The 11,694-nt window shown below is 54.8% G+C and carries 8 protein-coding genes; 1 reads left to right on the forward strand and 7 read right to left on the reverse strand.

All coding sequences use genetic code 11. The annotated features are described in order from the left end of the window. The first annotated feature begins 146 nt into the window (after positions 1 to 146). Positions 147 to 962 carry an MBL fold metallo-hydrolase gene (locus tag E3E23_RS09855; protein WP_167908388.1) on the forward strand — a complete coding sequence of 272 codons (816 nt, stop codon included), beginning with the start codon at positions 147 to 149 and terminating at the stop codon, positions 960 to 962. Between the two features lie 2 nt (positions 963 to 964). Here the strand turns inward: E3E23_RS09855 and glmM are convergent, their stop codons facing one another. The 7 genes from glmM to E3E23_RS09890 are packed head-to-tail and all read right to left on the reverse strand — an operon-like array spanning position 965 to position 11,518. Beyond that, positions 965 to 2,332, reverse strand: a complete 1,368-nt coding sequence (glmM, locus tag E3E23_RS09860; protein WP_167908389.1) for a phosphoglucosamine mutase — start codon at positions 2,330 to 2,332, stop codon at positions 965 to 967. Between the two features lie 29 nt (positions 2,333 to 2,361). After that, on the reverse strand, positions 2,362 to 2,766 hold the full coding sequence (locus E3E23_RS09865) for a UPF0146 family protein (RefSeq protein WP_167908390.1): 405 nt from the start codon (positions 2,764 to 2,766) through the stop codon (positions 2,362 to 2,364). Between the two features lie 32 nt (positions 2,767 to 2,798). Continuing rightward, entirely contained in the window at positions 2,799 to 3,926 is a 1,128-nt protein-coding gene (locus tag E3E23_RS09870) for an ABC transporter ATP-binding protein (RefSeq protein ID WP_167908392.1), read from the reverse strand. Between the two features lie 30 nt (positions 3,927 to 3,956). Further along, complete coding sequence (locus E3E23_RS09875; RefSeq protein WP_167908393.1) at positions 3,957 to 7,979, reverse strand: glucodextranase DOMON-like domain-containing protein; 4,023 nt, start codon at positions 7,977 to 7,979, stop codon at positions 3,957 to 3,959. Positions 7,980 to 7,988: 9 nt separating this feature from the next. Next, the gene (locus E3E23_RS09880) at positions 7,989 to 9,236 is read right to left on the reverse strand and encodes an ABC transporter permease subunit (RefSeq protein WP_371807544.1); all 1,248 of its coding nucleotides are present in this window, start codon (positions 9,234 to 9,236) and stop codon (positions 7,989 to 7,991) included. Continuing rightward, positions 9,236 to 10,135, reverse strand: coding sequence for a carbohydrate ABC transporter permease (locus E3E23_RS09885; RefSeq protein ID WP_167908395.1), 900 nt, complete (start codon positions 10,133 to 10,135; stop codon positions 9,236 to 9,238). The genes E3E23_RS09880 and E3E23_RS09885 overlap by 1 nt, the downstream gene beginning before the upstream one ends. Before the next feature lie 39 nt (positions 10,136 to 10,174). Further along, on the reverse strand, positions 10,175 to 11,518 hold the full coding sequence (locus E3E23_RS09890) for an extracellular solute-binding protein (protein WP_167908396.1): 1,344 nt from the start codon (positions 11,516 to 11,518) through the stop codon (positions 10,175 to 10,177). Positions 11,519 to 11,694: the final 176 nt, after the last annotated feature.

An 11,694-nucleotide genomic window follows, 5' to 3' on the forward strand; every position in this document is an offset into this window, starting at 1 on the left:
ATGCCGTGGGGTTGCAGTAATGGTTCACAAATTTCTTGAGTTACCCTGATCATAACCCGAGGTACCGCTGGTTAGGGGTGGGGCAATGCCTTATATACTCCCGGTGTGATATCCATACGTCTGCAAAAGAACACGGGGGTGAAGAGTTGATAGAGATTACCTTCCTCGGCAGCGGCGGCGGCAGGTTCATAACAATAACCCAGTTTCGATCTACCGGTGGCTTTCATATCCGAGCCAGCAGGAACGTCTACGTTGATCCCGGACCGGGAGCACTCGTTCGCTCGTGGAGGTACAAGCTCGACCCCAGGAAGCTCGATGCGATATTCGTCTCCCACAGGCACGTTGATCACTGCAACGACACCGAAGTCATGATTGAAGCCATGACTGGAGGTGCACTCAAGAAGAGGGGCATGTTGATAGCATCGAAGAGCGTTGTATACGGGGACGAGACGCACACCCCTGCGGTCTCTAAATACCACATGAACGTCCTTGAGTCGATTCACACACCCGAACCCGGAAATAAAATACCCATTGGGGAGGAGGAGTTCATAATAACTCCCACGAAACACTCGGATCCGACGACGATAGGCTTCCGAATGAAGACCCGTTACGGAGATATCTCATATATCCCCGACACCGAATACTTCGACGAGCTCATCGAATGGCACAACGGCTCGAGGCTTATCATAGCGGCTGTGACAAGGCCGAGGGACATGGGGATTCCCTACCACCTCAGCACCGATGACGTTGTCATGATGCTCAAGAGGATGGAGCGAAAGCCCGAAGTCCTCGTCATGAGCCACATAGGCATGAAAATGCACTTTGCGAACCCATACAAAGAAGCAAAATACATAGAGACCGTAACAGGCGTGAAGACCTACGTCGCCAAGGAGGGCTTCAAAGTAATGGTGGATAAAAACGAAATAGCGGTGCGGACGCTGAGGCCCGCGCGGTTCGTTTAGCTTTACTCCTTCTTTTTCATTGCCTCTTCCACAGCCCTTCTGACGGTGCCGTAGGCCAGCTCGAAGAGCTCGTCGCGCCTCTTCTCCGTTGGACCTTCTACGACTACCCTTATCTTCGGTTCAGTTCCACTCGGTCTTACGAGAACCCACGAACCGTCCTTGAGGTTGAAGCGGAAGCCGGAGATGGTTAGTATTTCCTTTATCTCGCTTCTGAGCTTCTCCTCAAGGACGTGCCTGGCCACCTCAAGCACGGTTTTCTTGTACTGGTCGGGGCACTTCACGTTCTTCTTGGTGAGGTAGTAGGTCGGAATCTCCTTGCGGATTATTTCCGACAGCGGCTTGCCCTGTTCGTCTATCAGTTTAATGAGCAGACCCATCGTGACGAAGCTGTCTATCCAGAGACCGAACTTGGGATGGATGAATTTCCATGGCTCGGCGGCAAAAATAGCGTTGTACTTCTTTATGCCGTCGTGGGGCTGGCCGAGTGGGACGCGGTAGACCCTTCCTCCGGCTTTCTCGACGACTTCATCTATGCGCGAGCCGGTGTTTATCGAGGTGACGACTACTCCTCCTCCATGCTCCTCGACGTAGAGCTTAGCGAAGAGCGCTATGAGAGTGTCCTCATCTATGTAGTTGCCTTTCTCATCGAAGACCGCTATCCTGTCAGCATCGCCGTCCTGGGCTATAGCCAGGTCAACGCCGAGCTCCCTCACGAGCGGGCCGAGATATGCTATGTTATCATACCTTGGCTCGGGCTTTCTTCCCGGGAAGTGGCCGTCAATGTGGGCGTTGACGCTTATAACTTTCGCCCCCATCTCGCGGAGGAGGTATGGGGCAACAACGCTTCCGGCACCGTTGGCACCGTCGTAGAGGACTTTCAGGTTCGTCTCGTGATTGACGAAATCAAGAACCTCGCCTATGTACTCGTCCACGATGTCTTTCTCATGGACTTTCCTTATCTCATCCCACCCTGCCTTCTTGTAGTTCTCCGAGAAGATTATTCTCTCCAGCTCCTCCTCCTGCTCGAGGTAGAACTCCGTTCCGTCTCCGTTGAATACCTTTATTCCGTTGTCGGTCGGCGGGTTATGGCTTGCCGTAATCATAACCCCAGTGTCGCCGTAGCGTCTGGTTCCCCACGCGAGGGCAGGAGTGGGTATAAGCCCGAACTTGATGACCTCCATGCCCGAGCTCAGAAGACCAGAGATGAGTGCATTTTCAAGCATTATGCTGGACGTTCTGCCGTCCCGGGCTATCGTGACTTTTCCTTCTCTGATATACGTTCCTAGCGCTTTTCCGACCTTCAGCGCCAAATCTGGCGTGACTTTCTCCCAAAGAGTGCCTCTAATTCCCGCTGTTCCGAAGAGCTTCATAGCACCACCATGACTACTTGGGAGGGGCTTTAAATAGTTTTAGCCATGTATATGGCCAACCCCCTGTGGTTGATAAGCTTCAGGTTACCCGGCATTGTGTCGCCACTGAGGGGGAGAATGTAAACAGGGAGGCCAAGCCTCTTCCCGAGCTCGAGAATCGGCTGGACTATTTCGGGCGTTGGTCTTACGGAGTACAGGGCTTTGGCGTCCCTGTAGAGCTCCAGCCTCGGATTGAAGATGTCGTCTCGGACGGCGTTTATCCCAAGCTCCCTTGCCCTCTCAACGGAGGCTGGGTTCCAATCAACTGCAAGAACATCGTAACCCCTTTCCCTCAGCCTTAGGGCCACCTTGAACTGAAAACCTATACCGAGTTCGACTATTTTCCCTTTTGGAACTTTCTCCGCCAAGAAATCCGCGAAGTCTTCAATTGGCATGGTAGAAAATGGGAGAGAGGGTTTAAAAAGCTTCAGAAAACGGCCGTTCCGCTTCCCTTGTCAAAGACGTGGACCTTCCTCATGTCGAAGACGACGTCTATCTCCTGGCCTTCCTTCACCTTGGACTCCGAGCGGAAGGCTCCAAGGAACGTGACCCCGCCAACGCGGAGGTGGACTATCTTTTCGCTTCCGAGATTTTCGATGATATCAACCATGGCCCGGATCATGTTTTCTCCAGGTATTTTGACCTGCGCGAACATTGCGTCGTAAATGTCTTCTGGGCGAATTCCGAAAATGACCTCCTTTCCGATCAGATTCTTTTCCCTGAGGACTTCGGCTTGGTCGTCGAGGAGTTTGAGCCTGAACTCCCCGAAGTCGGCCCAGACGCCTCTATCGTCCTCGATTATTGAAGCATCGATGAAGTTCATCGGCGGGCTGCCTATGAATCCTCCAACGAAGGTGTTTGCTGGCCTGTCGTAGACCTCATCCGGGGTTCCGACCTGCTGAAGGATGCCCTGATTTATGACCGCTATCCTGTCGCCCATGGTCATGGCCTCGACTTGGTCGTGGGTGACGTAAATCGTTGTGACTCCGAGCTGTCTCTGGAGTTTCTTAAGCTCGGCGCGCATCTTTACCCTTAGCTTTGCATCCAGGTTGCTCAGCGGCTCGTCCATGAGGAAGACCTGGGGCTTTCTCACAATGGCCCTTCCGAGGGCTACCCTCTGCCTCTGGCCGCCACTCAGCTCCCTTGGCTTCCTCTTGAGGAGTTCTGTGAGTCCGAGCATTTCGGCGACTTCCCTCACCCTCTGGTCTATCTCCTGCTTGGGGACTTTCCTGAGCTTGAGGGGGAAGGCTATGTTGTCGTAGACCGTCATGTGTGGATATAGGGCGTAGCTCTGGAAGACCATTGCAATGTCCCTGTCCTTTGGTGGAACAAAGACTCCTTTTTTCGGGTCGGCGACGAGTTTGTCGCCGATGTAGATTTGTCCCTTTGTGGGCTCCTCAAGGCCGGCTATCATTCTGAGAGTTGTCGTCTTTCCACAGCCGCTCGGCCCGAGGAGTATCATAAACTCGCCGTGTTTGATCTCCAGGTTCATGTCCTTGACGGCTGTGAAGTCCCCGAACTGCTTCCAAACCCCAATGAGCTTTACTTCGGCCATGGTATCACCTCAAAAAATTTGAAAGGAGAGTTACCTTCTCCTCCTGAGCAGGAGCGGAGCCAAAGCCAGTCCAAGCAAAATCGCCGGACCGCAGATTCCTCCCTCTTCACCAGGCGTGGTTGTGCTAGTGGTGGTCTCGGCTGGAGTTGTTGTGGTCTCCTGCGGCGTTGTTGTGGTCTCGCTTGGAGTGGTCGTCGTTTCGCTCGGTGTCTCAGTGGGAGTCACTTCCTCGCCACCGGTTCCCTCGACGAGCGGTATCATGAGGACCGTCGCGAGGGTCTTCTTTTCGAGGTCGTAGGAACTCAGCTGCTCCTCCTGTGTTGGTTTGAGCCCTTCTGGGATGAGCATGTCAACCACTCTCGGGGCGAGGTTGTCTATGACTGCCTGCGGGTCAGCTCCTCCGAGCTTCCACTGCTCGGCTTCAACTGCAACTGGCCTCCACTTGTCTGGACCGTAGCCGTCCTGGGAGCCTACGAGCACCGCAGTGTAGAGCCCGTAGTCGGTGATGCTCAGGTACTTCTTGGGAACCTTAACTATTATGGCGTTCTTTACTGGGTCGGCTGAAATCTGCATTTCACCCTGGTAAACGGTTCCGTCTGGGAGCACTATCAGGTTTCCGTAGTCCCAGCCCGCTATCCTAAGGGCCAGGTCCCACGGGTGTCCCGGATCGAGCTGGACGTTGCTTCCTGGGCCGTCCGGGAACATCTTGATCGCGCTGGTGTTTCCTCCGTCGGTGAAGTCAAAGTAAACCTCGATTATCTGGAGGCTGAAGCCGTTCGGTCCGTTCCACGGGTTGCCACCGAGATCCTTGAAGTAGAACTCGAGGGTCCAGGCGTCGTCGCCTTCAATCATCTTAAACTTGAGCAGGTCGAGGTGTCCTGGCACGAAGACCTTGTCGGTCGGGTAGGTGTAGGTTCCCGGACCGTGGTCGTCACCCTCCGGGTCGAGCACGGTTATGCCCTGCTTGAGGAGCGGAATGGCCTTGACGGTGGCGAGCTTTATCTCGTTGGCGTCGTAAGAGCTTAGCTGCTCCTCCTGGGTTGGCTTAAAGCCCTCTGGGACGAGTTCATCAACGACCCTTGGTGCGACGTTGTTGATTACCGCCTGCGGGTCAGCTCCACCGAGCTTCCACTGTTCCGCTTCAACTGCAACTGGCCTCCACTTATCGGGCCCATAGCCGTCCTGGCTCCCAACGAGAACGTCTCCCCAGAATCCGTAGTCCTCGTTTATCTGGATGTACTTCTTCGGGATCTTTACGATTATGGCGTTCTTAACTGGGTCAGCGCTTATCTGCATCTCGCCCTGGTAGACAGTTCCGTTCGGCAGGACTATGAGGTTTCCATAATCCCAGCCGGCTATTCTCAATGCCACATCCCACGGGTGCTCGGGGTCAAGGTTGACGTTTGCTCCCGGCCCGTCTGGGAACATCTTTATTGCCGAGCTGTTTCCTCCGTCGGTGAAGTCAAAGTAAACCTCGATTATCTGGAGGCTGAAGCCGTTCGGTCCGTTCCACGGGTTGCCACCGAGATCCTTGAAGTAGAACTCCATCACGTAAGCATCGGTCTGCTCGAGCATCCTGAACCTGAGGAGGTCGAAGGCTCCAGGAACGAAGACCTTATCAGTTGGGTATGTGTAGGTTCCAGGACCGTAGTCATCGCCCTCGGGGTCGGCGATGTCCACGAGGGTTACTCCCTTGACCTCCGTGGGGAGCTTCAGCTCAATCGGGGTGGTTATAATCTCGAGCTCGCCGTTCTGAACGGTCGAGACAGCTAAGTAGAAGTCATCTGGGGTCTCGATGTAGTCGAAGGGAACGATGACCTCTACTCCGCCGTTTACCTGCTTAACAACCGCATCGCCGAGCTTCTCGCTCTCCTCGTAATCCGTCGCGGCGTAAACCTCTGCCTTTCCGTCCCTGTAAACTATATGCTTGGTTATCATCAGCCCGACGCTGTCCTTCGAGTAGGGGAACATCGAGTACCTCAGCTCGGTCGGCTTGTCTTGGAGGAGCGTGAAAGTGTTGCCAACGCGTTCGCCCTTCTCGTATATGCTTATCTCAAACTCGCTGAGGTCTCCCTTAACTATGAAGTGAATTCCCTCACCGTCGAAGTAGACGCTTACGCCTTCAGCGACGGGGGACATGCTCGAGTAGTTCTTGACCTGGCCCTCCCCGAGGCCGTCGAGGGCTCTAACTGTGTAGGGCTCTCCATCGGGGAGGAAGTTTCCATAGAGGTAGCTCGGGGCCTCGAGGCCAGCTAACCTGTACATCTCGTAGAGGTAGGTCTTGAGGTAGCGATCGAAGGTGTAGTCCTGCCCGCTGCTCTGGTCGCTTCCGTACCACCAGAACCAGTCGCTGGCCTCAGCGCGAAGGAGATACTCGTAGGCCTTCTCCCAGTCGGCCGGGCTTATTTCATCCTTGTGCTCCATAAGGGCCTTTCTCGCCAAGTAGAGCCAGTACCAGCCGTAGTTCTCCTGGGGCTCGCCGATCCAGGTCGAGAGCGTTCCGTCTACCCAGCTTGACTCTGGCCACTGCATCTCTTCCTTAACGCCCACCATGTCGTAGAGTTCGTTGAGGCTCTGGGCCTTCTTGAGGGCCTCAACGTTGTCACCGGTCAGGTCGAGGCGCTCCATCATCTGGGGGGTGAGCTTGTTCGCCTGGTCGCCGTAGAGCTGGATGTACTCGCTCGGAGTGAGGGTCCTTATGAGGCCCTGCTCCTGGAGCTCGGTGAGCCTCTTGTAGAGCGTCTCAAGGAAGAGCTTGCCGTCGTAGGGGTAGTGCTCCCAGGGGTTTTCTCCGTCGAGGGTTATGACGTAAACGAGGCTTCCATCGTAGTTCTGCTTCTGGAGCTTGAGAAGCTCGTTTATAAAGTCCTCAACGGCATCGTACTGGTTCATTCCACCGTAGCTGAAGCCGACGCGGTCGCTCAGCGCGTGGTCCCTCGGGAAGAGGTATATCTTCTTTCCGTCGAACTCGGCCACCCAGGGCTTGTAGTAGTTCTCGACCGTCCCCTCGATGCCAAGCTTCTGGAGCACGAGCTGGTCGGTCATGACCCAGGTCCAGCCGTTTTCTGCCAAAATTTCAAGGGTCTTGTCGTTGAGGGCGCTCTCAGCGGCCCATCCTCCAACCGGCTCAACTTGGCCGCCGCCGAGGTACTCCTTGTAGAGCTCGTCGGCCTTCTTCACATGGTCGTTGAAGTCGCTCTCCCAGCCGAAGTCGTTGAGTATCGGCCCTATCGGGTGGGCGTAGGGGACGACGGTAACCTCCACGTTGCCGTTGCCGAGGAGAAGGTTAATGGCCTCGTGCTCCTCGAAGGTGTGGTTGAGGAGCCACATCTGGGCGTCCAGAACTGTCTTAACATCCTCCCTCGTGTAGCCGCCTTCATCGACCTTGTCGTAGAGGGCCTTCAGCTCTGGGTGGCTCATTATGTAGCCGTAGTCTATCCAGGCAAGGTTGAACAGAACGGCGAGGTCTATGTAGTCCTGCTCCGTGAACTCGTTGGTAACGGCTATTTTCTGCTCCTCCACGGGCAGGTTGGCGTACTTCGCCTTGGCTTGGAGCATCTTGTTCTTCAACTCGGTGTAGCGGTCCCAGAAGTCCCTTATGGGATTGCCGTTGGGGTCAGTTATCGGCTCGCCGTTCCACGGTATGGTGTGGTCGAAGAACCCACCGGGGGCCTGGAGCATGAACCACTTTTCGTCAACGGTGAGCGGCTCGCCGTTGGCTATCTTTTCTGTCACTATCTGGTAGTTGTCCTTCGCTCCATTCATGTAGTCCGCAAGCTGGGCTATGAGCGAGCCCGAGAGGTCTATCGTGGCGTGAATCTCAGGGTATTCACTCAGATAGTAGGCCATCTTCCAGTAGTTGTTGGCCGCGTGGAGCCTCACCCACGGCCTCGTGTAGATGTCCTGAATCGGGTCGTAGTAATACGGCTGGTGCTGGTGCCAGACTATTATAACGTTAAGCGGCTGGGGCTCTACTGCGGTTACGCTTGGCTGAACTGCCAGAAGGCTTCCGAGCATTACAAAAATTGCAAAGAGGGAAAGCACTTTTCTCATATTATCACCTCACTCCTTCAAACCTCCGACGGTTAGACCGCTCCGTATGTAGTTCTGGGCAAGCATGAACATCACGAAGACTGGCAGCGCGAAGAGCAGCGCCGCCGCGGCGAAGTAGCTCCAGTCTATTCCCCTGCCGATTCCTCCCATGAGGAGGTATATCCACACTGAGAGGGGCTGGTTCTTTTCGGTTAGAAGCAGGCTCGCTAAGATGAACTCCGTCCAGCCGCCTATGAAGGCGAATATCGCCACGGTGGCTATTCCTGGTAATGCCATCGGCAGGAGGACGTGTCTTATAATCTGCAGATAGCTCGCGCCATCTACCAGTGCCGCCTCGTCGAAGTCGGGGCTTATGGAGTCGATGTATCCCTTGAGGAGCCAGGTGTTAAAGGGAACGCTTCCGGCGGCATAGATGAAAGACAGCACCGGCAGCTTGTCGTATAGGCCGAGCTTGACTATCATACCGTAGAGGGCTATCAACCCGGCTATGCCGAGACCCCCTGCAACCTGCGTGAACATCAGGTAGAAGTACAGAATGTGATCCCTGCCGAAGAACTGCATCCTTGAGAATGCGTAGGCCGCTGGAACGACGAATATCAGTGACAGGAGGACTGTCAGCGTGGCCAGCAGGAGGCTGTTCTTCAGGTAGCCGAAGAACACCGAGTTGACGAACTTTCCGACCACCGTGAACTCGACGGTTCCCGTGTTCCTGAGCACGACGTACTTTTCCATTGGCCCCGAGACTGAAATCCCGTTGACGTCTCCGCCCGTTAGCTCGACCCCCCTGATTATTCCGAAGCCTATGCTCCCGTCGTCGTTGACCCTGGTCAGGACGAAGAGTCCCCTTACGTCCCCTTTAAGCACCCCCTGGACGTTCTCCGTTGTGGAAACGTCGAAGATGATGCCAGAAATGGGTATTTCAAACTTCAGTCCAGTGAACGGTCCGTACTTAATCGTCCCCGTAAGCTTTCCGTTGTCTAGGTAGAGCTTTCCGCCCTCTATTCTCACCTGTCCCTCGATGGTTCCCGTAAAGTTCTCGCTTACCTTGCTTCCTTTGAATCCGAAGAGCACCTCCCTGTAGGCATCGAGCGTAACGTTCCTCGGGATGAGCTCAATTTTTGTTGTTGCGAGCGTTGCGGCTGGTTTTATCGACACGGTGAATATGTAGTACACTGGGAAGAGAATGATGAACATTATGAAGATGGCCGCGAGGGTGAGGATGAAGCTCTTGATTATCTCCTTTCTCTTTTGGCCCATCATCCCTTGGCACCCTCCTGGAGTTTGGTTATCCTAACGTTGACGTACATGTACACCGCCAGCACAAGGGTCGCTATTATCATCACCGCCGCTGCCCTTCCGTAGTGGGGTGCTGCACCGAATGCCTTCCTGAAGCCGTAGAGCAGTATGAACTTGTCCTCGAAGAGGCCCGCGTTGTAGATATAGGGCACCATGAAGTACTGGAAGCTTGCCGCCGATGTGAGGATGGTGGCGAAGGCAATAGGCTTGCCGACTATTGGGAGAACGACGTGCCGGAGCCTCTGCCAGTAGCTGGCCCCATCTATGATGGCCGCCTCGACCAGTGTGCTTGGAACGGACTGCAGGGCGGCGGTTATGACGGTTATCATGAAGGGATACGCCAACCACACCTCAATTATGTTGAGCGCTACAATGCCCCAGAAAGGGTCGTTCGTCCAGTTGGGGAGGGTACTCACGCCGATCGATTTGAGAATCTGATTAATAGGACCAAAAACCGGATCAAACATAAACCTCCAAACGGTGACCGAGAAGAGGAGCGGTAGGGCCCATGGGATTATCAGGAGCGACCTGTAGATCATCTTGCCCTTGACGTACTTGCTGTTGTAGAGCAGGCTGAGGAAGGTTCCCACAAGAACCTTGAGGGTAACGCTCGTTGCGACGAATATCCACGTCCACATAAAGGCGCTTCTGAACTTCTCGTCGCTGAGTATCCACCTGAAGTTTTCGAGGCCGACGAATTTGAGCGGCTCGGTGTCAGGGGCCTGAATCGGGAAGTTCCCGAGCTGGGCATTTGTGAAGGCGAGGTAAACCGAGTAAACTATCGGCCACAGGTTGAAGAGGAGGAACGCTGCCATTCCTGGCAGAATAAGGAACAAAGCAATCGTAGTGATCTTCTTCATCCCAATCCCCTCCAAAAAGGTGGGAAAAGAGGAGAGGCATCAGCCTCCGAGGTTGTTTAAAATCTCCTGGTTGTACTTCTCCATTATCGCCGCTATGTCGGCGTTGGCGGGATCTTGGAGTATCTCGTTGATGGCTCCGTCAACACCGCCCCAGACGGCGCCCATCTCCGGGCTCTTAGGCATCAGGTAGGCGTGCTGGACGGCCTGACCGAAGCCGTAGATGACCGGATCTGCCTGAACCTCCGGATCGTTGAGAACCGCTGGAAGAACCGGTATGTATCCGAGCTGGAGGGAGAGCTCTTTTATGACCTCGGGGGTGGTGGTGAACCACTTGACGAAATACCAGGCGGCCTCCTTGTTCTTTATGCCCTTGGCAAAGTAGATGTCCTTGACTCCACCGTAGGGCTTCGGCCAGTACTCCTTACCGTCCTGGATGATCGGCGGGATTGGAACAACACCGAAGTCAATTCCGGCGTCCTTGATACTGGCGACGCTCCACGGCCCGTTGACCATCATCGGAGCGCGGCCCTCAAGGAATATGCTCTGCTGGGTGTTGTAGTCGGCGGTTGGGGCCATATACGGCCAGACGTTCTTGAAGAAGAACTCGAAGCCCTCTATGGTCTCGGGCTGGTTAAGGCCCGGCTGCTTGGTGTCGTCATCGAAGTAGTAGCCTCCGAAGGCGTGAGCCCAAGCGGAGATGAAGTAAGCGTTAACGGGATAGGCTATACCATACTCGTCGTTGTCTGGATTGTAGTACTTCTCCATTATCGCCTTCATCTCATCAAAAGTCTTGGGCGGCTCGCTCACCATATCCTTGTTGTAGATGATGGCGACGGTCTCGGCCGCGAAGGGCATCGCGTAGTAGTGGTCGTCGTACTGCATGGCCTCCTGGGCCATGGGGGCGAACTGATTGACTACCTCCGGTGTGATATAGTCGTCCATCGGCTCGAGGAGGCCGGCCTCGGCGAACTTTCCAATCCAGTCGTGGGCCCATATGAAGAGGTCCGGACCCTGGCCGGCTGGAATGGCCGCCTTGAGGGCATCCTCGAGGTTTGGCTTCTGCTCGAAGACTATCTCAACGTTCGGGCACATGGCCATGTACTCCTCTGCGAGGCTCTGGAAGACCTCAAGCTCGTTCGGCTGCATGGCGTGCCATATGACTATTTTTCCACTGCCGCACTCAAGCTCCGGGGTGGTGGTCGTTTCAGTTGGGCTTGTGGTCGTTGTGGTTGTCGGGGTGGTTGTGGTCTCGCTCGGGGTGGTCGTTGGCTGGGTGGTGGTTGGGCTGGTGGTGGTTTCACCTTCACCGCTTATACAGCCGCTGGCAACGACGCTAAAAATCAAAACTCCAACCAGAAGCAGGGCAAACAATCCTTTCTTCATAGCTTTATCACCCGTGTTCGCTTTGGGTGTTATAGTATCATTGTCGGTGATATATATCTTGCGCTTCTATGTGCTGATTTATAACACACGCACATTATAGGAACATGGGGAAAAAGGGAGACATCAGTGAACTGAAGCGAGCACTAAGAACGACCACGGTTCCAGCGGGAGGTATC

Source organism: Thermococcus sp. CX2 (assembly GCF_012027555.1).
Classification (GTDB): Archaea; Methanobacteriota_B; Thermococci; order Thermococcales; family Thermococcaceae; genus Thermococcus.